We start from the raw sequence: 22,533 nt of genomic DNA, 5'->3' as shown, positions 1-22,533 counted from the left end.
CGGTGGCCGTGCAGCGCAGGGACGACCGGTACGGCGGTCCCGGCGGCGGCGAAGGGCCCCGGCGCACGGGGAAACGAGAACATGATCCGGCCGCCGGTGTGATCGGCGAGGAGGTGCGGGGCGCCCGGCCCGCGGAGATTCCGGGACGGCTGTGCGCGGTCGCGGTGCGGCTGGTGGGCGTGAACGGGGCGACCGTGTCGCTGTACAGCGGCGGAATGCCCGTACAGCTGTGTGCGAGTGACCCGCTGGCGGGGCATCTCACGGAGTTGCAGGCGACGCTGGGGGACGGGCCCTGTCTGGCTGCCGCGGAGGCCGGCGCGGCGGTGTTCGCCCAGGATCTGGCGGGTGCGGCGGATTCCGGGCGGTGGCCGTTCTTCGCGCAGGAGGCGACGGCGGCGGGGATACGCGCTGCGTATGCCCTGCCGCTGGGCGGCGAGGACGCCGGGGCGGGCCCGGAGATCGCGGAGTGTGTGGGCACGCTGGACCTGTATCGCCGGGAGCCCGGTGCGCTCGGCGCACGTGAACTGCGGACCGCGCGGCTCATGGCCGGGGTCATGACCGTGGCCTTGATGGCCCTGCCGCACGAGGAGGACGGAGCACTGGACCCGGGGCTCTGGCTGAGCGGGCTGGCGACCGACCACGACGAGATCTACCAGGCCACGGGCATGATCATGGCTCAGCTGGGGGTCGGGGCGGACGAGGCGATGGCGCGGCTGCGAGGGCGGGCGTTCGCGGATGACCGGACCGCGGTGGATGTGGCGCGGGACGTGGTGGCGCAGCGGACGAGGTTCGACAGCGACTGAGCGCTCCGCTGGGTGTGCGGTTCGTGGTGTGGTTCGTTTGTCCGCGGGCCGGTGGGGGCTTGTCGCGCCCGCGCGGCGGAGCCGCATATCGATACAGCCCCGCGCCCCTATGGGGCCGCGATGGTCGAACCCGCGTTCAGCAGTTCTGCGGCCGGTTCAGACCTGTTCGCGGCCTTGTCTGCGGATCTCGGCGAGGCGCTCGGCGCCCAGTTGTGCGATGCCCTGGGTGACGTCGGCCGATACGTCGCCGACGCCGCCGTTGGTGAGGGCGAGGGCGTCGTCGCCCACGCGGACGGCGGCGACGTCGAGGGTGAGGGTGAACTCGCCGTCCGCCGACTCTCCGGTGAGCGTGAGCCGGAGGGCCTCACGGGCGTCACCGATCTCGGGGAGTTCGAAACCGCTGACCTGGCCGGCGCGTACGGCGCCCTGTGCGGTCGTGGCGGTGAAGGAGGCGCACTTCTTCGGCAGCGTCCGCAGCCAGGCCAGGGTGCTGTCCACGTCCGCCGGGCGCTGGGTGACGACCTGGTAGCGGAGCTGGGCCTCGTCCCAGGCGTCGTCGAGTGCGGTGACCGCGCGGGACCTCGTGGTCGTGCCGAAGAGTTCCTCGCTGTAGACGGTGTCGAGAAGCCGCTGGCACTCGGGCCGGTTCGCACGCGCCTTGAGCAGACCGTCGCGCCAGGTGGCGGCCCCTTCCGTGGGGATCCAGGGTTCACCCAGATCGGTCTCCGTGACCAGCGCGGCCCGCGCCTGGGCCTCGGTGAGGGCGGGGGCCGCCGCGGCGGACGGCGGCTGTACGGCGGTGGGGCTGCCGGGCGGCACGGCTGCCGAGGACGCGCGGTCCGGCCGTCCGACCGAGCATGCGCCGGCAGTCAGCAGTGCGGAGACGAGGAGGAGACAGACGGCCGGGGTGCGGGGCATCGAGAGGACTCCTGGGGTGCCGGGGCGAAGGCGTGTCTCCCTACGGCACCACCGCATCCGGGGGCCCACCAGCGTGCCGGTCCGTACGGGTGAGGGGGCCCGCCATAAATCCGTCGCCGTCCTTCCGGCCCCTTGTTACCGTCCCCCCATGAAGCGCGCCCAGCCGTCCGCGATGACGACGACGCCGGAGAGTGTCCCGGCGCGCTGACTGCTGACGTAGATCACCGAAGCCCCGGGGCGAGTGCCCCGGGGCTTCGGTGTTGCCGGCCGCCGGGTTCCTCGCCCCCCACCCCGGAGGAGCCCGAGATGAATGACCACCGCCGCCTCGGCCGTGAGCTCGAGTTGTTCGACACCGACCCGCTGATGGGCGCGGGACTGCCCTACTGGCTGCCTGACGGTGCCGTCGTACGGCATGTGCTGGAGGAGTACGTCCGGGAGATGGAGCGTGCCGCCGGGTATCGGCATGTGTACTCACCCGTGATCGGGAAGCGGGAGCTGTACGAGATCTCGGGGCACTGGGATCACTACAGCGACGGCATGTTTCCGCCCATGGAGCTCGGTGGAGAGCAGGTCGTGCTGCGGCCGTCCTTGTGTCCGCACCATGCGCTCATCTATCGGTCCCGTTCGCACAGCTACCGCGAACTTCCTCTCCGTATCGCGGAGTTGGGCGGCATGTACCGCTCCGAGCTGTCCGGCGTCCTCGGTGGACTCACCCGGGTGCGGGCCATCCAGCTCAACGACGCGCATGTCTTCTGCACCCTGGAGCAATCCGTCGACGAGGCCCGTGCGGCGCTGGAGCTGATCGGGCGGGCGTATGCGGATCTGGGGATCCGTGCGGCGAGGTACCGGCTGTCACTTCCCGGGGACGGCGGCAAGTACGTCGCCGATCCCGAGCTGTGGCGCCGCGCCACCGCCCTGCTCGAGGAGGTCCTCGACGGGGCCGGGATCGCGTACGACGCGGTAGAAGGCGAGGCCGCCTTCTACGGGCCCAAGATCGACGTGCAGATCGTGGACTCGGCGGAGCGCGAGGCCACCCTCTCCACCGTGCAGATCGACTTCCATCAGCCGGAGCGCTTCGATCTGCACTACATCGGTGCCGACGGCGCCAAGCACCGCCCCGTCATGGTCCACCGCAGCATCATCGGCAGCGTCGAACGCGCCGTCGCCCACCTCGTCGAAGTACACGGCGGTGCCTTCCCGGTCTGGCTCGCGCCCGTGCAGCTGGCGGTGCTGCCGGTGTCCGGGGCGCAGGAGGAGCAGGCGCAGGAGGTCGTACGGCGAGCCGTGCGGCGCGGGCTGCGGGCCGAGCTGTACGGGCCCGGCGACGGCACCCTCGGTGCCCGTGTCCGGGGGGCGCGGTTCGTGCCGTACCAGGCGGTGATCGGGGCTCGGGAGGCCGATGGCGACCTGGCGGCGGTACGGCTGAGGGACGGGCGGCAGCCGGGGGCGGTGCCTGTGGGCGCGCTTCTCGACCGGATCGCGGAACGGGTCGCCGATCGCGGCGCCGAACTCTGGGCGGCTGCGTAAGGTCATTTTCGACAGTGTTCGACAGTGACTTACGCGGAAGCGGAACGTGGAAAGAGGAGCGCCGACGTGACCGGTCAGCCCATACCCGTGATCATCGACTGCGACACCGGTGTCGACGACGCCCTGGCCCTGCTGTTCGCCGTACGCCACCCGGGAATCGACCTGCGGGCGATCACCTGTGTGGCCGGGAACACCGATGTCGAAGGGGTCGTACGCAACACGCTCACCGTGCTGGAGCAGGCGGGCGCCCCGGACATCCCCGTCGCACGCGGCGCCGAGCGGCCGTTGATCGAGGCCGTGCGGACGGCCCGGCACGTCCACGGGGAGGACGGGATGGCCGACCTCGGGCTGCCCGCGCCCACCCGTGCCCCGGTCGACGTGGACGCGGTGACTCTGCTGAGGCGGGAGATCCTCGCCTCGCCGAGGCCGGTGACCCTCGTCCCCACCGCGCCCCTCACCAACATCGCGCTGCTCCTGCGGACCCACCCGGAGGTGGTCCGCAACATCGAGCGGATCGTGTTCATGGGCGGCGCGGTGGCGACGGGGAACGCCACGCCGGTCGCGGAGTTCAACGTGTGGCACGACCCGGAGGCGGCGGCGATCCTGCTCACCGCGGGGGTGCCGATCACGATGTACGGCCTGGATGTGTTCCAGCGGGTTCTTGTCCCGGCGGCGGACGTCCAGCGGCTGCGGGGAAGTTCGGAGCCGGCGCTCTGGATGGCCGGTGAGTTGCTTGCGCACCGGGATCCGGACGCGTCCGGGGATCCCACCCCGACGGGGGGTCTGGGCGACGCCGGGGCGGTGTGTGCGGTTGTTGATCCGGCGGGGATCCGTACGGAGTTGTTGCCTGTTGAGGTTGGCCTTGCCGCGGGGCCCGGGCGGGGGCAGACGATCGTTGACCGGCGTCCGCGTCACGGTGAGTCCGAGATCCACGTCGGGGTGCGTGAACAGGCGCTGGTGGATGTGGCGTTGGACGTCGATGTCGAGAGGTACGTGAAGCTGTACCTCTCGACCGTCGAGCGTTAGTCGGTTTTTTGTCTGCGGGCTTGTGGGGGCTGGTCGCGCAGTTCCCCGCGCCCCTAAAGGGGCGCTATGGCTGCCCCTAGTTCGTTGTGCGGCGGCGGCGTGTCAGGACCACCATTCCCGCGCCGCCTGCCAGCAGGACCGTCGCGCCGATGGCGATCGGCATGGTGGCGCTGCTGCCGCCGGTTTCGGCGAGGTCGTCGCCGCCGCCGTTCGGGGTGGCGGCGGGGGCCGTGGTCGACTCCGAGGCGGTCGGGGTGGACGGGGTCTCGGACGGCGGCTCCGTCTCCTCCGCCGGAGGTGTCGTCTCCTCCGCCGGCGGGGTGGACTCGGCCGGCGGGGTGGACTCGGCCGGGGGCTCCGAAGGCAGCGTCGTGCAGTCCTTCGTGCCGCCGTTCCAGGCCGCGATCAGCTTGTCCTTGATGACCGGGCGGTCCGGGCCCTTGGGCAGGTCGCCGTGTTCGAAGCCGTCGCCGATGTCCGGGTCTTCGCCGTCGTACTTGACCGCGCCCCGGTAGAGGTCGATCTGCGCGAAGCAGCCCGCGTCCGGCACCGCGATGTCGAGGGTGTCGGTCTGGCCCGGCTTGGCGGTCACGGTGTCGAAGTCGATGAAGACCTGCTCGCCGGAGGTGGCGAAGGTGGCGCCGTGGGCGAGGTAGGAGGCGAGCGAGGCGGTGCAGGTGGTGGCGTCGCCGGCGGTGCGGACGGAGATGTGCACCTTGCCGTCGTCGGTGGGCTTCAGGTTCTGGTCGTCGACCTTCACCGAGTCGTAGAAGTTCGTGCCGTCGAGCGAGAACTGGCAGCGGTCGGTCTCGGTCTCCGTACCCGCGCCGGTGCCGGGCTGGTAGGCGCCGCCGGACTTCCAGCCGTCGCCGCCGGGCGTGCCGTGCGCCCAGGCGCCGGAGGCGGAGGCGACGGTGGCGGCGCAGAGGACGAGCGACGCGGCGCCCGTGGTCAGCAGGCGGCGCGCGGTGACACGTCTCGCTATGGACATGCGGATCCCCATCTTGGCGTGAGCAGACCCGGGCACAGAGCGTGGAGGGCAGCGCGATGCCGCCGGCTGTGCCGGGGCGGAATGGTCGTAGATAAAACACTGGGCCCATCGGTCACATGCGCCACAGTGAGCACCATGCTCGTCGTGCCGTCGAACGCTGTCAACCTGCGGAGATACAAAGGAAGTTCAAGCGTCATCACATTTCCGTCACACAAGGAATGCATCACTCCACGCCCGACGCAACCGCCCGGTGGTTCACTTTTCAGGCGATCTGGACAGGGATTTTCCTGTCGCTCCACCGCACCGCAGAGGAGACCGCGTGCCCGATCTCTCGTCCCGCGACCCCAACTGGTGGCGTCAGGCCGTCGTCTACCAGGTCTATCCGCGCAGCTTCGCCGACGCAGACGGCGACGGGCTCGGTGACCTGAAGGGCATCACCCAGCGCCTGACCCACCTCGCCGCCCTGGGCGTCGACGCCCTGTGGCTGAGCCCCTTCTACCCCTCCGAACTCGCCGACGGCGGCTACGACGTCGCCGACTACCGCGATGTCGACCCCCGCCTCGGTACCCTCGACGACTTCGACGCCATGGTCGACGAGGCCCACCGGCTGGGCCTGAAGGTGATGGTCGACATCGTCCCGAACCACACCTCCCAGCAGCACGTCTGGTTCCGGGAGGCGCTGCACGCCGGGCCCGGCTCGCCGGCCCGCGAACGGTACGTCTTCCGCGACGGCAAGGGCGCCAAGGGTGAACTGCCGCCCACCGACTGGCAGTCCGTGTTCGGCGGCAGCGCGTGGCGACGCGTCCCCGACGGCCAGTGGTACCTGCACCTGTTCACCCCCGAGCAGCCCGACCTCAACTGGGACAACGAGGAGGTCCGCGCCGACTTCCGCACCACCCTGCGCTTCTGGTCCGACCGAGGCGTCGACGGCTTCCGGGTGGACGTCGCGCACGCCCTCGCCAAGGACCTGAGCGAACCGCTGCGCGACCTCGGCGAGCCCGAACTCAGCGCCGAGGACGCGCTCCCGCGTTTCGCCCCCGGCACCCACCCCTTCTACGACCGCGACGAGGTCCACGAGATCTACCGCGACTGGCGCAAGATCCTCGACGCCTACGTTCCGCCCCGGATGGCGGTCGCCGAGGCCTGGGTCCCGGGCGCCCGCCGAGCCCGGTACGCCCGCCCGGACGAACTCGGCCAGGCCTTCAACTTCGAGTATCTGCAAGCGAGTTGGGACGCCGGCGAACTGAAGCAGGTCATCGTCGACTCGCTCGCCACGGCCCGCGCGGCGGGCGCCCCGGCCACCTGGGTGCTCTCCAACCACGACGTCGTCCGCCATGCCTCCCGTCTGATGCTCCCGCCGGGCACCGACGACAACGCCTGGCTCCTGTCGGGCGGCACCTCCCCCACCGTCGACGAGCCGGCCGGGCTGCGGCGCGCCCGTGCGGCCACGCTGCTCATGCTGGCGCTGCCCGGATCGTCGTACGTCTACCAGGGCGAGGAACTCGGTCTGCCCGAGGTCGCCGAGCTGCCCGTCGAGGTCCTCCAGGACCCGGTCTGGCAGCAGACCGGCCACACCTCCAAGGGCCGCGACGGCTGCCGGGTGCCGCTGCCGTGGACGACGACCGGTCCGTCGTACGGCTTCGGGGCGGGGGCCGCCTGGCTGCCGCAGCCGGCGCGCTTCGCGTCGTACGCCGTCGAGGCCCAGGACGGTGTCGAGGGCTCGACCCTGGAGCTCTACCGCAGGGCCCTCAGGCTGCGCCGCAAGCTGCTCGCCGGGGAGGAGCTGAGCTGGGCGGAGGACTCCCCGCCCGGCGTCCTGGCCTTCGCCCGCGGCGACGGCTGGCGGTGTGTCGCCAACCTGTCCGGTACGGCGGTGCCGTTGCCGCCGGGTGAGGTGCTGCTGAGCAGCGCGCCGCTCGACGACGGACGGATCGGGCCGGATACGACGGTCTGGCTGGCGTAGCCCTGGTGCGTCACCCCGTCGTCGGCTCGGGTGAGCTGGTCGCCGGCGGGGTGAGGACCACCTGGGACTGGCCCGGAGCCGGGGGCGGCGGGGTCATGTCGTCGGCGGGGAGCTTGGGCGGGGTGGTCTCCTGGAAGAGGACCTGGTCGAAGTTGACCAGGCCGGTCTTCTCCATGACCGTCATATGGTCCAGGACGGTGTCATTGGCCTGGTCGGCGAGTTGGCGCACCAGCGAGTTCTTGGTGGTGGCGCGGATCTTCGCGATGGTGTTGAAGATCTGGCCGTGCGTCACCCGCAGGATGTTGGCCATGTCGCTGTCGAACTGCTTGCCGGTGTCGGACTGGAGCGTCGCGACGAAGCCCTGCTGCTGCGGGCTCGGCTGGTTGGGGATCGCGATGCCCAGCTCGGGCGCGATCTTGCGGACCGCGGCGTCGAGTCCGGCGTGTCCGTCGATCAGATGCTCCCCGGCGGTGACGACCGCCTTGGTCGTGCCCTTCTCCAGCGCCATCTGCCCCACCGGGTACTCCCACAGCCCCGCCGCCCGCACCTTCACCACGAAGTCCCGGTCCGACTCCGTCAGCGGCCCCGCCGAGGTCTGCGCGATGATCCGGTCCCCCGAGCTGGAGACGGTCTGGAGGCCGAGCATCCCCGGGTAGGCGAGCGCGGCCAGGGTCAGGCTCAGGGCTCCGCCGATGAAGAGCGTCCCCATGGCGTTCCGCGACAATCGCACCGTTCCTCCTGGCGGCCGGCGTCCGCACTCCCGTACGCGGTCGTGCGTACGGGAGTACGGGTGCGGGGGCGGGCGGCGCCTTTTGACTTCGTAAGGCTTCGTATGGACTTCGTAAGGCTTGACGACGCTTCGTAAAGGGATGGTCAGGTGCCTCGCCCGGAGGAGCCGGCGTCAGCCGGGCGGCAGCGGGGGGATCACCTCGGCCGGGGCCGGCGGGGTGTGGAGCTCCGCCGTGCGCGACTCGGGGTTGAGGTTGTCGTGGATGGCGCGGGCGACGGACTGGATGGTGTTCACGCCGTACGTCTTGGTGTGGTTGCCCTCGGTGAGCACGGTGATCGTGTAGGTGCGGCGGTTCCCCCGGAACACGCCGGTGCTGTGGACCCGCCAGCCGTGCGTGGCGCGCGGCAGCCAGCCGTTCTTTACGTGCACGGAGACGCCGGCGGGGGCGCCGGCCGGGGTGCCCCAGCGTTGGGTGTCGGTGACCTGGTTCATCAGCCTGAGGATGGCGGCGCGGGCGTCGGCGCCCAGGAGCGGGTTCTCCCTCGTGAGCAGGGCCAGCAGGCGCTGTTCATCGCGGACCGTGATGCGGGTCAGGCCCCAGTAGCCGTACGAACCGGGGACGGTCTGCGTCATCCCGGCCTCTTTGAGGAACGACCGGACCTTGTTCACCCCCACCCGGCTCCACAGCGTGCCCGTCGCCTTGTTGCTCGACTTCGTGATCATCGACCACGCCAGGGACTCCTCCCAGTCCGTCAGATAGCGGTCCTTGCGTTCCGCATCCCACAGCAGGGTCGCCAGGAGCGTGACCTTGACGATGCTCGCCGAGTCGAAGCGTCTGTACGGGCGCAGCGTGCACGTCGTGTTCGTCCTGCGGTCGCGCAGGCCGATCGCGACGGTGCCGCCACGGTCCGCCAGCGCGGCCGTGAGCTCCCTGCGCAGCTTCGCGGCGAGGCCCGCCTTGCCGGACGTACAGCTGACGGCCGGCGCGGCCCGGTCGGGAGCGGCAAGAGCGGTGACGGCGAGTGTCCCGGCGAGGGCCAGGGACATGAGGGCCATGTCGCCTCCAAGGGTCGGTGCCTCCCAGTGAAGGACCGCCCTTCGGCTCCCGCACGTCAACATCGCCCGATCGGCCCGGCCTCTTTTCGGCGCCGCCCATCCGCAGCCGACTTCGCCGGAGCCGCTTACCTCACGTCACAGCCCCTTTTCAGGCGGTCAGCGGTGGCCCAGGCCGCCGCTTCCGAAGCCGCCGCTCGATCCTGGCAGCCAGCGCTTGCGGTGCTGGTCGTCTCCTCGCTTGCTGCCCGAGTGGTGGAGCTCGTGCGGCAGGAGCCGCTCCCGCTCCGACCGGGGGACCTCGTCCGGCTCCCGCATCTCCCGGGTCTCACGGACCGGGCCGGTGTCGGGAAGGTGGGGTTGTTCATCCGGGCGAGGCCGTGGGGACTCCTGGTCCCTGACCCGCATGCCGAACTGCACGGCCCAGACCAGGGCACCGGCGATGAGCAGGCCTCCGGCGAAGGCGCCTATCACGTTCAGTACGTCACTCGCCGTGGCTGCTACCTCAAACGCTGCCGTACTCATGCTTCCGATTATCGCCGATATCGACTGAATGGGCAGTGCTGGGGGAGGACAGGATTCCGGGGTGGCTAGTCGGTCGTGCGACCCCGGCGGTAGGCCACCCAGCCCGCGCCGAGCAGCGTGGCCGCGAGTGCGGCGACGGAGAGGACCGTGACGCCGGTGGAGGCGAGGCTGCCGCCGCCCGAGGCCGTGGGTGTGGAACCGGAGGAGCCGGAGGTGCCGGAAGAACCGGAGGAGGCCGTGCCGCCCGTGCCCGACGTGCCGCCCGACCCGCCCGTGTCGCCGTCGTCCGTGTCCACCGGGTCCTGGCCGACGAAGCTGACCGGGACCTTCACGTCCTGGGTGCGGTCGCCGGAGAGGGTGTGGTCGGCGCGGGTGGCCAGGACGCACGTCGCCTCGAAGCAGTCGGTGTACTCGTCCTCGGCGTCGACGGTGAGCTCGACCTCGAAGGTGCCGCCGGTGCCGTAGGGGATCGCCAGGTCCTCGCCGTAGTCCGGCGGGTTGGAGGAGATCCAGGCGGAGGAGTGGGAGGTGCCGGACATGTCGACGCCGCCGATGCAGGGCGTGGGGAGTTCGCCGGCGCCGTTGTCGACGCACAGGGCGACGTAGATGCCCTTGTCGGTGTCGTACCCGGAGCCGGTGATCTTCAGGGTCTGGTCCTCGGTGGCGAGGTTGTTGACCGGGGTGACGGTGAGCTTCTGTCCTTCGGGGCCGGTGACGGTCTTCGTGCCGGAGGGGTCCTCGTCCGTGCCGCCGCCGTCGTCGCCGTCCGACGGCTCCTCGACCGTGAGCGTGACCGGTGAAGTGCGGGTCGTGCCTGCCGAGTTGGTGAACTCCGCCCGGTAGCGGTAGCCGTCCTGCGATGCCTTCGCGGTGAAGGCGTACGCGTTCCGCGTCGCGCCCTCGACCGCGGTCCAGGTCTGGCCGCCGTCGGGGCTGACCTGCCAGCGCACGGCCGGCTCCGGGGTGCCCTCGGCCGCCGCCACGAAGGTGACCTCGTCGCCCGGGGAGACCGTCTGGTCCGTGGGGGACTGCACGACCTTGGGGGAGACGCGGACGTCGAACTTGAGGACCTTGCTCTCCGCCTGGCCCGTGACATAGACGGAGGTGGCGCCGGGAGCGACGGCCACCGCGGCGCCGGTGCCCGCGAGGCTGCCCGGGAGGGCGACGGTCGCGGCGGCCTGCCGGAAGGTGGTGCTGTCGTACGTCTCCAGGGAGCCGGTGCTGTCCGAGCCCTCCGCGGCGGTGTCCTCGCGGAGGACGAAGGCGCGGTGGGTGGTCGCGTCGAAGCCCGCCGCCTTCGCCCTGTCCTTGCCTTCCAGAGTGGTCAGGAGCTTGGCGTCCGCGTCGTAGACCAGGACGTCGTCTCCCACGCCGACCCAGACGTTGCCCGTGTCCGGGTCCGGCTCGATGAACGTGAGGAAGCCCTCGGGGAGTTGGGCCGTGGCCGTCACGGTGAAGGAGCCGGTGTCGATGCGGCTCAGCTTCCCGGAGTCGTGGCCGGACCAGGCGGCGGCGTGAGCGGTGCCGACGCCGAGCTTGCTGCCGCCGTCGAGGGTGAGCACGGGCTTGGCGGTGCCGGTGGCGTAGTCGACCTCGGAGAGGGTGGCGCCCTGCTGGACCAGGACCGTCGACGCCTTGGTCCCGGGGCCGGTGGCGGTGACCGACGCGCCGGTCAGCCAGACGCCCTTCGCGACCGTGTCGCCGTCCTTGGCGTGGCCCAGGCCGCGCAGCGGGTAGTGGAAGACGACCCCGTCACCGGCGAGCGGGACGGTGATCTCCTTGGCCACGCGGGGGGCCAGGGTGCCGGTGGATCCGGGGGCCTGCGCGACATGGCTGAGCAGCTTGCCGTCGCCGGCGTCGAGTGCGTACAGGCCCTGCTCGGCGATGTCCGCGGTGTCCGGGATGTTCTCCGAACCGACGTACAGCTTCCCGGAGTCGGGGTGCAGCAGCAGATCCACCGGCCGTCCGGCGGTGGTGAACTCGGCCGCCTTCACATAGCTGACGGTGCCCGGAGGCGCGTCCACGCCGTCGCCGTCGTCACCGCCGGGATCCTGGCCCTCGAAGGCGACCGGGATCCGGACGTCCTGCGAGCGGTCGCCGCTGTTCCGGTGGTCGACGCGGGTGACGACCGAGCAGGTGACCCGGGTGCAGTCGAGCCCGCCGTCCTTGGCCTTGACGGCGATCTGCACGTCGAAGGTGCCGCCCTCGCCCCAGAGCACGGCGAGGTCGCCCGCGTACTCGTCGCCCTCGGGCACGATCCACTTCGACGACTCGCCGCCCCCGGTCATGTCGGCGCCGCCGAGGCACGGGGTGGGGATGCGGTTGTCGCCGTTGTCCTTGCACAGGGCGACGTAGATGGCCTTGGTCGCGTCGTAGCCCTCGCCGGTGACCCGGAGCGTCTCGCCGTCGGGGTCGAGATTCGCGGAGGCGGAGACCGTGAGCTTCTGGCCGCTCTTGCCGAGGGCCGTCTTCGGGGTGTCGGAGGCCTGCGCCGCCGAGCCGGCGCCCACCGTGACGGAGGCGGCCACGAGCGCGGCGGCGCCGAGCAGCGCCGCCACCGGACGTCTGCGACGCGGACGGGGCTGGTCAACTGCCGTGGAGATCATGGGAGTTCCTCATCGGTGGGTCGGCTCGGCAGGGGGTGGTGCGGGCCGGTATGACGGGAGTCCGGCCCGCACCACGTGCGGGGGTTACTGGAAGGCGATCGGGACGTGGACGTCGTACTTGCGGTCGTTCGTGTCGAAGTGGTCGGCACGGGTGACCACCGCGCAGGTCACGTCCTCGCCGCAGACGCTGCCGTCGTCGAGGGTCGCCTTGACGAAGATGCTCACGCTGAAGGAGCCGCCGGCGGAGAACTTGGAGCTGTTGGCGAACATGCCGCCGAAGGTGTCGTTCACCCAGTGCGAGGCGCCCGTCGCGCCGGACTCGTCCTGGCCGCCGAGGCACGGGGTCGGCTTGTTGACGCCCGCCGCGCCGTCGACCACGCACAGGCCGACGTAGACGCCCTGGCCGGTGTTGTAGCCGGCGCCGGAGACGGTGATGACCTGGCCCGCCGCGGCGGCCGTGTCCGGCGACGTGAGCGACAGGTTGTACGTGGTCGTGCCGTCGACGACCGTGCGGGTCGAGGTGGCGGCGGAGGCCGAGGTGGCCAGGCCGAGGGTGAGCGCGCCGGCGGCGGCCACGGCGAGTGCGACACGGGCGGAGTTACGTCTCATGGGGTACCGAGAACCTCTCTGGGTGAGCTGAGCGAAGGCTCAACTTAGGTTAGGCAAACCTAACTTCGATCCCTGTGGTTTTGTCAACGGGAAGCAAAGTCCGAGGACTCGACCGCGAACTGCGCGGATACGCCCGGCTGTTCACCGGTCGGCGAGTACAACTCCACTGCGTGCGCACCCGCTTCGGCGGTGGCGTACACCGGGAAGGCTCGCTCGACGCGGCCCCGATCGTCGGCCACCGCCTGATGGCGGGTGTCGCCGTCGATCGCCACGAGCACTACTGCGCCCGGCTCGAACCCCGTTCCGGTGACGGTCTGTTCGCTGCCAGCGGTCAGGTTCGGGTGCGTGACGGTCGCCGTGGGTTTCGCCGAAGTCCCCGTAGGGCGCTGGGATTTGGGCTGTTCGGTGCCCGGCTCGGCACCGGGTGATTCGGCGGTCGGCGTCGGCTCAGGTGTCTCAACAGGCGTACCGCTGCCCGTCCCCACCGTCACATCCAGCACGCCCAGCCCGTCCCCCGCCGCGAACTCCGCGCCGCTCCACGCGGCCAGCAACTCCGCGCCCTCCTCCGTGAGCGACGCCTGAAGGCCGGTCCAGGTCACCCCGCCCGCCCGTACGGCGAGTGCGGCGCCGTCCGTCGCCACCTCGGCCAGCGTGAGGTCACGGGCCCGGCCGCCGACGGCCGTACGGGCGTGGAGGGCACCGTCGTCGCCCTCCAGGCTCAGCCGCAGGGTGCCCAGGACGAGGGGCTGCCCGGCGGAGCCGTCGAGGCGGAGCGTGCCGCCCAGGTCGATGTCGGCGGCGCCGGATTCGGGGTCGGCGCCACCGCCCGTGGCCGGGAACGAGGTCCGGCCGGCCGAGCCCTGCACGGCGGGCCGTACAGCGGTGAGCGTCACGCCGTCCAGCTCCGCCGAGCCCGTGGCCCAGGTCGCGTAACCGCCGGACACCTCACGCGGGAAGGTCTCCTCCGCGTCTGCCGGGCCCGCCGGGCCGAGCAGTGCGAGCAGGGCGCCGCCGGCCAGGACCGCGGCGCCGGGTCTCTTCAGCATCTTCAGTTCTCCTTGCGCATTCCGCTGGCTGTGTCGGTGTGCGGCTCCCGCGGTCGTCTGCGGCGCCGTCGTGGCTGGTCGCGCAGTTCCCCGCGCCCCTTCCGGGGCGCTGCCGAACCGGGGTCAGATCGCCCGTCGGCGCCGTCGCGCCACGTACCAGGTCCCCGTGCCCGCCACGACCAGCCCGGCCGCGGTGATGCCGAGCGGCAGGGCGAGGGAACCGGTGCTGGCGAGCGGACCGTCGGAGCTCTCCCCCGTACCGCCCGTGCTTCCGCCGGTCGTACTCGCGCCGACCGTCGCACTCGGCGTCGCGGAAGTCCCCTCCGCCTCCGACGACCCGCCTCCCCCGAAGCTCACCGGAATCCGCACCGTCTGCGACTGGTCCCCGCCGCGCGTGTGGTCGTTGCGGGTGATGACGGCGCACTTCACGCCGGACTTGGTGCAGTCGGTGTTGGCGTCCTTGGCGCGCACCTTGAGCTGCACGCTGAAGGAGCCGTTGTGTCCGCTGCCCTGGTACGGCTTGGCCAGGCCCTCGCCGTACGAGGGCGGGTTGGAGGAGATCCACTGGGACGCCCCGGATTCGCCGGACATGTCGACGCCGCCGACGCAGGGCGTGGGTGTCTTCCCGGCTCCGTTGTCCACGCAGAAGGCGACGTAGATGCCCTTCTCCGTGTTGTAGCCGGAGCCGGAGACGGTGACCGTCTCGCCGGCCGCGGCGAGGCCGGAGGCCTTGGAGACGGTGAGTTTCTGGCCCTCGGGACCGGTCGCCGAGCTGCTCGCCGCGGACGCCGGTGCGGCGGCCGTGAGCACCAGGGCGACCGAGGCGGCTGCCCCGGCGAATCCGACAACTCTCCTGCCATGCAGGCCACTTGAGGAAATCAAGTCACACCCCCACCTCGGGTAGTTAAGGTAAACCTAACCTAAGCTAATGCTCAACCGTGTGTGAGATACGAGACGTGAAAGGACCGGCGATGCAGAAGTCCGGTAGAACCCCGCGCCTACGGGTCCCAGGGCCCGTGTCGAAAGTGGCGTCGTCCGCCCGGAGGGCGGGCCGGGCGGCGTCTGGTGCGTGCTCTCGGTGTGCCGGGCGGAAGCCCTCGTACTGGACGTACTTGGGGTTTCGCCCGGTGCGGCGAGAGTGCGTGCCAGGCGTCGCCCGGCAGACGCCACTTTCGACACGGGCCCTGGCCCCGCTAGCTCTGGCGGTCGTCCTGCTCACCGGCGCCTGTGCGGGCAACTCCGTCGATGTGGGCGGTGCTTCGGACGCGTCCCCGGTGTCCGCGGGCGAGCGAGCCGCCGTGGCCGAGAAGCAGCTTGCGAAGAACACGCTCGTGCCGCTCGAAGGCGAGGCGCCCACACCGGAGTTGCCGGTGACCGTCGACTCCTCGGACGGCCGCAAGGTGACCGTGAAGGACGCGTCGCGGATCCTGCCCCTCAACGGCGGTGTGGCGGAGATCGTGTTCACGCTGGGGCTGGGGAAAAGGGTCGTGGGCCGTGACATCACCGCCACTTTCGAGGAGGCGAAGAAGCTCCCGCAGGTCACCAAGGCGCACGACGTGAGCGCGGAGAGCGTGCTGTCGCTGAAGCCGACCGTGGTCCTGGCCGACACCGACACGGGCCCCTCCGAGGCCGTCGACCAGATCCGGGACGCCGGCGTCCCCGTGGTCGTTCTCGACCCGGCGACGAAACTGGCCGACGTCACCACCCGCACCACGCGCATCGCCGAGGCCCTCGGCGTCCCCGAGGCGGGCAAGGCCCTCAACGACCGTATGGACGACGAACTCGCCGCCGCCCGCGCCGCCGTTCCCAGTGGCAGCAAGCCCAAGGTCGCCTTCCTCTACATGCGCGGCAGCGCGGCCGTCTATCTCATGGGCGGCAAGGGCTCCGGCGCCGACTCCCTGATCGAGGCGGCCGGCGCGGTCGACGCCGGCGTCGAGACCGGCCTCGACAAGCCCTTCACCCCGCTCACCAGTGAGGCCCTGGTCTCGGCCCGGCCGGACGTGATCCTGATGATGGACAAGGGCCTGGAATCGGTCGGCGGCGTCGAAGGCCTCGTCGGCATCCCGGGCATCGGCCAGACCCCGGCGGGCGCCGACCGGCGGATCGTGACGCTGGAGGACGGCGTCCTGCTGAGCTTCGGCCCGCGCACGCCGTTGGTCATCGACATCCTCGTGGACCGGATTCACCAGGCGTGAGATGGGGTGTGAGGTCGGACATGAGCCAGCAAAACGGTCCGAACGTGAGCGACGCAACGGTTACGGATCGAACAACCCCTGGTAGCGATGGGGCGATCGGGTGACGATGGAGCCATGACTCTGGCCCGGCGCGCACTGGAGCGACTGGAAGCCTGGCCCGATCTCACGGTGGTTCCGGCCAGTTGTGGGACGGGCCGGGCTCTGCGCACCCCTCGCAACGAGATCGTGCACTTCCATTCCGACCACGAGGTCGACCTGCACCTCACCAGCGCGGCCATTCAGCGCTTCTCCGACGACCTGGTGAAGTCCACCGCGATCCGGCTCGTTCCCGGCTCCCGGTGGGTGACCGTCCATCTCGACTGCGACACGGACGTCGACCTGCTGGCCAGCCTGGTGAGCGTGGCCCTCCAGGCCCACGACAAGCCACTCCCGGCCGACGGCCCGCCGGCCCAGCGCTGCAACTTCCACCACGTCACCGTCCTGCCCCGCGACTCGGCACGCTGGCGCGACACGGCGTAAGGACCGCCGACTCCCTGCCTGCCATCAACTCCTGACTCCACCCTGCACGTCACCCGGCCGTAAGCGGCCCGTGTCACTCTGCAGCGATGGATACGGACAAGACGGACACCACCGCGCTCGCACGCACCCTCTTGGACATCCCCGCGCACCGTACGGCCGCCATCGAGGTCCTCACCGCCGCCGACGGCACCGCCGAACTCACCTGCCCCACCCCGCAGCCACTCACCAACGTGATCGGCTCCCTCCACTCCAGCGGCCTCGTCGCCCTCGCCGACGCGGCGGGCCTGGCCGCGATCATCGCCGAGAGCAGCGGCCCCGACGACATGACGGGCGTCGTACCCCTCGGCACCAAAGCGACCATGGAGTTCCTGGCCCCCGCGCGCGGGCGCCTGGTCGCCACCTGCCGTCTGACGCAGGAAGCCCGGGACGCCGTACGACCGCTGCTCTCGCGCGAGACCGACCGGGCCCGTCTCTCCACCCACACCGAGATCACGGACGCGTCGGGGGCCGTGGTGTGCCGGGGGACGTTCGACTGGAGCGTGCGGCGCAGGGCCTGACTCGCGGTCAGCCCAGGCAGATCACGAGCAGGCACAGCTGTGCCGGCGGCGGCGTCGTGGGCGCGGTGGAGGGTGTCGTCTGCGACGGCGTCGGAGTCGGGGTGGGGGCGGTCGTCGCGGGGTCGGACGGCGTGCTGGACGGCGTCGGTGTCGTCACGGGCGTGTCCGGCGCGCTGGGGAGCAGGGGCAGGCTCTGCCGCTGCTGCTGCGGGGCCGTCGTGGTGACGGTGTGCGACTGCGTGGCCGGTGGGGTGGTGGCGGACCGCTGGCCGGGGACCCGGGGGGACGCCGGGTCGGAAGCCTGGGTGCTGGGGGTCGGCGAAGCCGGGCGGCTGCCCTGCTCCGGCGTCGCTTCCTCCACTCCCGTCGTCTGCTTGCCCGCGCCGCCCATGATCGTGTCGTCGGGGGCCGTGGTCGCCTGTGCGCGTTCGGTGGTGCCGCGGTTCATCGTGGCGAAGCTCAGGCCGCCGCCGACCAGTGCGATGGCGGTCGCGATCACGGCTCGCCGCTGGTGCTTCCGCAGCCGGGCCAGCTGCCGGCGCCGCGCGGCCCGGCCGCCGTGCGCTGCGGATGCCGCGACCGGGGCGTGGCGAGGGCCCTGGACGCCCGTGCCGTCGTCCCTGCCGGACCCGGCGTCGGCCTCGTCATGGCGTCGGTCGTCGAACCAGGTCGCCATCGCCACCGGGGCTATGTCCGGGGCGTAGGCGCCGCACCCGGGACAGACCAGGGCGCCGTTGAGATGCCGGCGACACGTGGAGCAGTAGTCCATCTGTGATCTTCCTGGGGTTGACAGCACCGACTGGCCAGCAACCTAACGATCCTTTTGAAAGCCTGTGTGCAGCCCGTGTGGTGCTCTTGCGCAGATTCCACGCCGGTGAATACATGCACCCCGCGTGGGAAGCGGGGTGCATGTGGTGCATGTCCTACGAGAACAGCAGTCGCCACGTCAGCGGTCCGGGCCGGCCGTCCGCGTCGCCGCGCAGTTCCTTGCGGGACTTCTGGAAGTCGCGGACGTTGAGCCGGTCGGCCTCGCCCCAGGCCTTGCTGGGGCCGACCCGGTAGTGGTCGCCGAAGCCACGCTTCACGAGCTGCTTGCCGAGCTGGAGGACGTACTTGTTGGAGGCCCCGTCGCGGAAGTACTTGCGGCCGGGGAAGGCGGGCACCTTCGGCTTCGCGGGCTTGGACGGTTCGGTCTCCGACGGAGTGTCGTCGTCGAGGTCCAGCTCCGCCTTGGCGTGCTTGAGAATGCGGGCGAAGTCGATCGCGCCGGGGTCGCCGTGGAGGTTCTCCGGCACGTGCATGTGCCCGCAAATGCCCTTGAAAGCGCTCCACTTCGCGCCCGGCATCCGCTGGTCGCCGCCGTCCGCGTACGACGTCGGATATGCCGGCCAGGCCTTCGGCCCGGTCAGCGGCACGCCGTGCTCCTCGTGCATCCAGGCGAGGAAGCGTGCGACGCCGAGCAGCGCCCACTCGGGGGCGTCGGGCCAGTAGACGTGCGACTGGTCCGCGGCCTGCCACTTCTTGTGCGTCTTGGGGTCACAGGTGCCGACGAGTTCGACCTGACAGACGTTCAGGGTGTTCGTCTCGACGCCGCCGCGCAGGTTCTGCAGCGCTCTGGACGAGGACTCCACGTCGAAGTGCTGGTACCACCTCAGCTTCTTGGCGGAGAGGTCGGGCACGGCCGTGAGGTTCGGGGCCGATCCGCCACCGCCGTATCCCGGCAGGCTGCGGCCCTCGGTGGTGTGCAGGACGACGACGTTGACCTCCATCGCGTCCCCGCCGAAGTCGTCCTGGTACCAGTTCGCGCGGCTCGCTCCGGGGTACCGCTGCGGTCCTGTCTTGGTGCTCACTCCGGCCTCCTCCTGATCACTCTGCCCAACTGCCCTGAAATGTAAGGGCATTGGCTGTGTGGGCGGAGGAGGCTCGAGCGTCCTGTAGCAGGAGTGTTGCGTCAGCCGGTGCCGAGGGCCGTGCGCAGGGTGGTGATCGCCTGGGTGATCGCGCCCTCGGCGGCGTTGGTCCCGCGCAGGGCGTTGAGCATCACGAAGTCGTGGATGACGCCCTGGTAGCGGACGGCGGTGACGGGGACGCCGGCCTCGCGGAGCTTGTTGGCGTACGCCTCGCCCTCGTCGCGCAGGACGTCCGCCTCGCCGGTGATGACCAACGCCGGCGGGAGTCCGGTGAGCTGCTCGGTGGTGGCGCGCAGCGGGGACGCGGTGATCTGGGCGCGCTCCGCCTCGTCGGTCGTGTACTGGTCCCAGAACCACTGCATGCCGTCCCGGCGCAGGAAGTAGCCGGTGGCGAACTGGTGGTAGGAGGCGGTGTCGAAGCTCGCGTCCGTCACCGGGTAGAAGAGGACCTGCTGGACGAGTGGGACGTCGCCGCGCTCCTTCGCCATCAGGGTCAGCGCGGCGCTCATGTTGCCGCCGACGGAGTCACCGGCGACCGCGATCCGGGTCGCGTCCAGGTTCTTGGCGGCGCCCTCGCGGACGACCCACTGGGCGACCGCGTAGTTCTGCTCGATGGCGACCGGGTAGCGGGCCTCGGGGGAGAGGTCGTACTCGGGGAAGACCACGGCGGCCCGCGCGCCGACGGCGAGTTCGCGGACCAGGCGGTCGTGGGTGTGGGCGTTGCCGAAGACCCAGCCGGCGCCGTGGATGTAGACGATCACCGGGAGGGTGCCGGTGGCTCCGGCGGGCTTGACGATGCGCGCCCGGACGCTGCCGGTGGGACCGCCGGAGACGGTGATCCACTCCTCGTCCACCACCGGCTTCTCGATCTCGCCCGACTGCACCTCGTCGACGGTCTTGCGGCCCTCGGCGGGGTCGAGGTCGAAGAGGTACGGCGGGTTCGCGGTGGCCTCGGCGAAGTCGGCGGCGGCGGGCTCCAGGACGGGGTGGGGGGCGGTGGTGTCGGTCATGGCGATCTCCCTTGGATCGGGTGCCGTCGGGAGTGGCGGCATGTTGTGAAGGTACTGCACGATTAAGTCGTGCGCAACTTATTTGTGCTCGACTTATTTGGCATCGATTGAATCGGGGAGACTTGAAAAGTAGGGTAGGAGCAGGTCGGACATGGAGGAGGGTGGCGTGAGCACTGCGGAACCGGACGCACGACAGGGTTCGCTGCTCCTCGACGACCAGCTCTGTTTTGCACTGTATGCGGCATCCAGGGCGGTCACCACTCGCTACCGCCCGCTCCTGGACGCGCTCGGTCTGACCTATCCGCAGTACCTGGTGATGCTGGTGCTGTGGGAGCAGGACTCGATCTCCGTACGGGACTTGGGAGCCGCCCTCCAGCTGGAGTCCAGCACCCTCTCCCCGCTCCTGAAGCGCCTGGAGTCGAGCGGCCTGCTCCGCCGCGAACGCCGCCCCGAGGACGAACGCTCCGTCGCCATCCGCCTCACCGAAGCAGGCGCGCACCTCCGCGAACGGGCCGCCACCGTCCCCCTGGCCATCGGCGACGCGATGGGTCTGACCCCGGAACAGGACGCGCAGGCCAAGCAGTTGCTGCGGCTGCTGACGGCGAACGTGACGGACGGCTGACGGCACCGACCGCGCATGCGTGACGGGATGTGTCTCGCGTAACGGAGTTCTGCCGTGTCCCGTAACTCCTCAGCCTCAACAGGCAACCCACACACGGTGTTTACCGGTCTCACAGAGTGCTCACAGAACCGGTCGGGTCCGGGGGGACCCAAGGCCGGCCGGTCGTGGGCTGTCCAGTCCGATGCCATTGACCATGGCACTCGCAGACGAGGAACCGATGACCAGTCAGCAACATCGCACGCGCGTGAAACGCTCGGCACTCGCCGTCTCCGCCGCACTCGCCGTCGTCGCCGGGGTCGCCGCCACCGCTCCCGGCGCCGACGCGGCCCCGAGCACGCCCGGCAAGCCGAAGCTCAAGCTGATCGCCGCCTCGAACTCCGTGACGCTCGACCGCTGGGAGGGGGAGTCCGGCGTCTACCTGGACCTGGGGACGTATGTCACCGTCGACGACGCGCCGCTGGAGTTCAAGGTCACGCGCAAGTCGTACAAGGACCCCGTCGTCGCCCAGCAGATCTTCCGCGACGGCACGAAGACCACGACCAAGAACCTGCCCGCCGGCCTGGTGAAGGACTTCTCCGGGCTGCCCGGCTTCCTTGAGGTGTCCGTCAAGAACGCGGCCGGCCAGGAGGTGGCGACCAGCAAGGGCGCCTTCTGCCCGAACAACGCCTCCGGCCGCCTGCGCCCCGACGCCCCGGCGACCTCGCACTACCCGGAGAGCTGCCCCACCAACCCGTTCACGCTGGGCTCGGTGTGGGGAACGGAGAAGGGGTGGGCGTCCAACTCCAGCACGGTCGACTACGACAAGCCGGTGGATCTGCCGGCCGGTGAGTACACGGCCAAGGTGCGGGTGGCGAAGAAGTACCGCGACCTGTTCGGCATCCCCGACGACCAGCCGACCATCAAGGTGACGGTGCGTCAGCAGAGCGACGGGGGCGGCGGCGAGGGCCTGACCGCCCGCTCGGGCCACTCGGGTCATCAGGGAGCCGCCGGCCACAGCATGCACCAGGACGGCCCCCGCGGCGCCGACGCGCCCACGCCGGGCGCCCTGTCGCACGCGCTCGAAGACCGCGGCCTGGCACACCACTTGGGCGACGGACGCGGTCACACCGACGGCTCGCGCATCGCGCCCGCGCTGAAGCCGGCCACCCAGCGGCCCACCGGCCGGGCGGGCGCCCCCGCGAACGTGCCCAAGCCGGACCTGCGTTCGCTGCCCGCGTGGGACATCGCCATCACCGACGGCGAGGACGGCGACGTAGCGGGCAAGGACTACCTCGCCTTCAGCGCCAACGTCTGGAACGCGGGCCCCGCGCCCCTCGTCGTGGACGGCTTCCGCAGCCCCGGCAAGGACCTGATGGACGCGTACCAGTACTTCTACGACGCGGACGGCAAGCAGGTCGGGTACACCCCCACCGGCACCATGGAGTGGGACCCGCGGATCGGCCACGAGCACTGGCACTTCACCGACTTCGCCAGCTATCGGCTGCTGAGCGAGGACCAGACCAAGGAGGTGCGCAGCGGCAAGGAGGCGTTCTGCCTGGCCAACACCGACGCCGTCGACTACACGGTCAAGAACGCCAACTGGCACCCGTACAACACCGACCTGTCGACCGCCTGCGGCCAGCAGAACTCCATCTCCGTCCGCGAGGTCCTCGACGTCGGCTCCGGCGACACCTACACCCAGTACCGCCCCGGCCAGTCCTTCGACGTCACGGACCTGCCGAACGGCACGTACTACATCCAGGTCATCGCCAACCCGGAGAAGCGGCTCCAGGAGACCAACACGAACAACAACGTCGCCCTGCGCAAGGTCGTCCTGGGCGGTGAGCCGGGCGCCCGCACGGTGACCGTGCCGCCGCACGACCTGATCAACGTCGGCTGACCCTCTGCACCACCGACCCCCGGGCCGCCACCCGGGGGTTTTCC

21 protein-coding genes are annotated in these 22,533 nt (G+C 70.9%); 9 read left to right on the top strand and 12 right to left on the bottom strand.

All coding sequences use genetic code 11. The features are described 5' to 3' along the window. Positions 1–8: 8 nt before the first annotated feature. Positions 9–803 (top strand): ANTAR domain-containing protein, encoded by a 795-nt coding sequence (locus tag KCH87_RS08500; RefSeq protein WP_308298781.1) that lies wholly within the window; start codon positions 9–11, stop codon positions 801–803. A gap of 156 nt (positions 804–959) precedes the next feature. Here the strand turns inward: KCH87_RS08500 and KCH87_RS08495 are convergent, their stop codons facing one another. Continuing rightward, a complete protein-coding gene (locus tag KCH87_RS08495) occupies positions 960–1,721 on the bottom strand; it encodes a hypothetical protein (RefSeq protein WP_210585296.1) in 762 nt (253 codons plus the stop codon). 306 nt (positions 1,722–2,027) lie between these two features. Between KCH87_RS08495 and thrS the strand changes: the two genes are divergently transcribed. Then, positions 2,028–3,248 carry a threonine--tRNA ligase gene (gene thrS / locus KCH87_RS08490; RefSeq protein ID WP_210585295.1) on the top strand — a complete coding sequence of 407 codons (1,221 nt, stop codon included), beginning with the start codon at positions 2,028–2,030 and terminating at the stop codon, positions 3,246–3,248. A gap of 66 nt (positions 3,249–3,314) precedes the next feature. After that, positions 3,315–4,274, top strand: a complete 960-nt coding sequence (locus tag KCH87_RS08485) for a nucleoside hydrolase (RefSeq protein WP_210585294.1) — start codon at positions 3,315–3,317, stop codon at positions 4,272–4,274. Positions 4,275–4,350: 76 nt separating this feature from the next. Here KCH87_RS08485 and KCH87_RS08480 read toward each other — a convergent pair whose 3' ends face one another. Beyond that, positions 4,351–5,265: an LAETG motif-containing sortase-dependent surface protein gene (locus KCH87_RS08480; protein WP_210585293.1), complete on the bottom strand. Its 915-nt coding sequence runs from the start codon at positions 5,263–5,265 to the stop codon at positions 4,351–4,353. A 319-nt stretch (positions 5,266–5,584) separates the two neighbouring features. On the opposite strand from KCH87_RS08480, the gene KCH87_RS08475 reads away from it, so the two are divergent. Further along, a complete protein-coding gene (locus KCH87_RS08475; protein ID WP_210585292.1) occupies positions 5,585–7,228 on the top strand; it encodes an alpha-amylase family glycosyl hydrolase in 1,644 nt (547 codons plus the stop codon). 10 nt (positions 7,229–7,238) lie between these two features. Here KCH87_RS08475 and KCH87_RS08470 read toward each other — a convergent pair whose 3' ends face one another. From KCH87_RS08470 to KCH87_RS08440, 7 genes are all read right to left on the bottom strand, one after another. After that, on the bottom strand, positions 7,239–7,937 hold the full coding sequence (locus KCH87_RS08470) for a DUF4142 domain-containing protein (RefSeq protein WP_247195956.1): 699 nt from the start codon (positions 7,935–7,937) through the stop codon (positions 7,239–7,241). Between the two features lie 192 nt (positions 7,938–8,129). Next, a complete protein-coding gene (locus tag KCH87_RS08465; RefSeq protein WP_210585291.1) occupies positions 8,130–9,014 on the bottom strand; it encodes a serine hydrolase in 885 nt (294 codons plus the stop codon). Positions 9,015–9,170: 156 nt separating this feature from the next. After that, positions 9,171–9,536, bottom strand: coding sequence for a DUF6479 family protein (locus tag KCH87_RS08460; RefSeq protein WP_210585290.1), 366 nt, complete (start codon positions 9,534–9,536; stop codon positions 9,171–9,173). A 65-nt stretch (positions 9,537–9,601) separates the two neighbouring features. Continuing rightward, complete coding sequence (locus tag KCH87_RS08455; protein ID WP_210585289.1) at positions 9,602–12,142, bottom strand: immunoglobulin domain-containing protein; 2,541 nt, start codon at positions 12,140–12,142, stop codon at positions 9,602–9,604. Between the two features lie 84 nt (positions 12,143–12,226). After that, positions 12,227–12,751: a hypothetical protein gene (locus KCH87_RS08450; RefSeq protein WP_210585288.1), complete on the bottom strand. Its 525-nt coding sequence runs from the start codon at positions 12,749–12,751 to the stop codon at positions 12,227–12,229. 83 nt (positions 12,752–12,834) lie between these two features. Then, positions 12,835–13,797: an HtaA domain-containing protein gene (locus KCH87_RS08445; protein ID WP_210585287.1), complete on the bottom strand. Its 963-nt coding sequence runs from the start codon at positions 13,795–13,797 to the stop codon at positions 12,835–12,837. Between the two features lie 123 nt (positions 13,798–13,920). After that, positions 13,921–14,679 (bottom strand): hypothetical protein, encoded by a 759-nt coding sequence (locus KCH87_RS08440; protein ID WP_210585286.1) that lies wholly within the window; start codon positions 14,677–14,679, stop codon positions 13,921–13,923. Between the two features lie 260 nt (positions 14,680–14,939). Here KCH87_RS08440 and KCH87_RS08435 point away from each other — a divergent pair, with 260 nt between their 5' ends. The 3 genes from KCH87_RS08435 (at position 14,940) to KCH87_RS08425 (ending at position 17,068) form a co-directional block, all read left to right on the top strand. After that, positions 14,940–15,992 carry an ABC transporter substrate-binding protein gene (locus KCH87_RS08435; RefSeq protein ID WP_210585285.1) on the top strand — a complete coding sequence of 351 codons (1,053 nt, stop codon included), beginning with the start codon at positions 14,940–14,942 and terminating at the stop codon, positions 15,990–15,992. A gap of 114 nt (positions 15,993–16,106) precedes the next feature. Beyond that, positions 16,107–16,511 (top strand): luciferase family protein, encoded by a 405-nt coding sequence (locus KCH87_RS08430; RefSeq protein WP_210585284.1) that lies wholly within the window; start codon positions 16,107–16,109, stop codon positions 16,509–16,511. Between the two features lie 86 nt (positions 16,512–16,597). Beyond that, positions 16,598–17,068 (top strand): DUF4442 domain-containing protein, encoded by a 471-nt coding sequence (locus KCH87_RS08425; RefSeq protein WP_210585283.1) that lies wholly within the window; start codon positions 16,598–16,600, stop codon positions 17,066–17,068. Between the two features lie 7 nt (positions 17,069–17,075). Here KCH87_RS08425 and KCH87_RS08420 read toward each other — a convergent pair whose 3' ends face one another. The 3 genes from KCH87_RS08420 to KCH87_RS08410 form a co-directional block, all read right to left on the bottom strand. Beyond that, positions 17,076–17,837 (bottom strand): hypothetical protein, encoded by a 762-nt coding sequence (locus tag KCH87_RS08420; RefSeq protein ID WP_210585282.1) that lies wholly within the window; start codon positions 17,835–17,837, stop codon positions 17,076–17,078. A gap of 154 nt (positions 17,838–17,991) precedes the next feature. Further along, a complete protein-coding gene (locus tag KCH87_RS08415) occupies positions 17,992–18,918 on the bottom strand; it encodes a peptidoglycan-binding protein (RefSeq protein WP_210585281.1) in 927 nt (308 codons plus the stop codon). Between the two features lie 101 nt (positions 18,919–19,019). Beyond that, positions 19,020–19,988, bottom strand: coding sequence for an alpha/beta hydrolase (locus KCH87_RS08410; RefSeq protein WP_210585280.1), 969 nt, complete (start codon positions 19,986–19,988; stop codon positions 19,020–19,022). 166 nt (positions 19,989–20,154) lie between these two features. Here KCH87_RS08410 and KCH87_RS08405 point away from each other — a divergent pair, with 166 nt between their 5' ends. After that, positions 20,155–20,610 (top strand): MarR family transcriptional regulator, encoded by a 456-nt coding sequence (locus KCH87_RS08405; protein ID WP_308298780.1) that lies wholly within the window; start codon positions 20,155–20,157, stop codon positions 20,608–20,610. 217 nt (positions 20,611–20,827) lie between these two features. Further along, positions 20,828–22,489 (top strand): lysyl oxidase family protein, encoded by a 1,662-nt coding sequence (locus KCH87_RS08400; RefSeq protein ID WP_247195895.1) that lies wholly within the window; start codon positions 20,828–20,830, stop codon positions 22,487–22,489. Positions 22,490–22,533: the final 44 nt, after the last annotated feature.

This window comes from Streptomyces sp. GESEQ-35 (assembly GCF_017948485.1).
In the GTDB taxonomy this organism is placed as follows: Bacteria; Actinomycetota; Actinomycetes; order Streptomycetales; family Streptomycetaceae; genus Streptomyces.
The sequence above is the reverse complement of the archived record's forward strand: the minus strand, read 5'-3'. Positions and strand labels throughout refer to the sequence as shown.

Bases quoted from the DNA above. Each gene is read 5' to 3' on its own strand.
- KCH87_RS08465 (WP_210585291.1), bottom strand. From the start codon at position 9,014: ATGGCCCTCATGTCCCTGGCCCTCGCCGGGACACTCGCCGTCACCGCT.
- KCH87_RS08480 (WP_210585293.1), bottom strand. From the start codon at position 5,265: ATGTCCATAGCGAGACGTGTCACCGCGCGCCGCCTGCTGACCACGGGC.
- KCH87_RS08410 (WP_210585280.1), bottom strand. From the start codon at position 19,988: ATGACCGACACCACCGCCCCCCACCCCGTCCTGGAGCCCGCCGCCGCC.
- KCH87_RS08425 (WP_210585283.1), top strand. From the start codon at position 16,598: ATGGATACGGACAAGACGGACACCACCGCGCTCGCACGCACCCTCTTG.
- KCH87_RS08400 (WP_247195895.1), top strand. From the start codon at position 20,828: ATGACCAGTCAGCAACATCGCACGCGCGTGAAACGCTCGGCACTCGCC.
- KCH87_RS08455 (WP_210585289.1), bottom strand. From the start codon at position 12,142: ATGATCTCCACGGCAGTTGACCAGCCCCGTCCGCGTCGCAGACGTCCG.
- thrS (WP_210585295.1), top strand. From the start codon at position 2,028: ATGAATGACCACCGCCGCCTCGGCCGTGAGCTCGAGTTGTTCGACACC.
- KCH87_RS08460 (WP_210585290.1), bottom strand. From the start codon at position 9,536: ATGAGTACGGCAGCGTTTGAGGTAGCAGCCACGGCGAGTGACGTACTG.
- KCH87_RS08450 (WP_210585288.1), bottom strand. From the start codon at position 12,751: ATGAGACGTAACTCCGCCCGTGTCGCACTCGCCGTGGCCGCCGCCGGC.
- KCH87_RS08430 (WP_210585284.1), top strand. From the start codon at position 16,107: ATGACTCTGGCCCGGCGCGCACTGGAGCGACTGGAAGCCTGGCCCGAT.
- KCH87_RS08470 (WP_247195956.1), bottom strand. From the start codon at position 7,937: ATGGGGACGCTCTTCATCGGCGGAGCCCTGAGCCTGACCCTGGCCGCG.
- KCH87_RS08420 (WP_210585282.1), bottom strand. From the start codon at position 17,837: ATGGACTACTGCTCCACGTGTCGCCGGCATCTCAACGGCGCCCTGGTC.
- KCH87_RS08495 (WP_210585296.1), bottom strand. From the start codon at position 1,721: ATGCCCCGCACCCCGGCCGTCTGTCTCCTCCTCGTCTCCGCACTGCTG.
- KCH87_RS08445 (WP_210585287.1), bottom strand. From the start codon at position 13,797: ATGCTGAAGAGACCCGGCGCCGCGGTCCTGGCCGGCGGCGCCCTGCTC.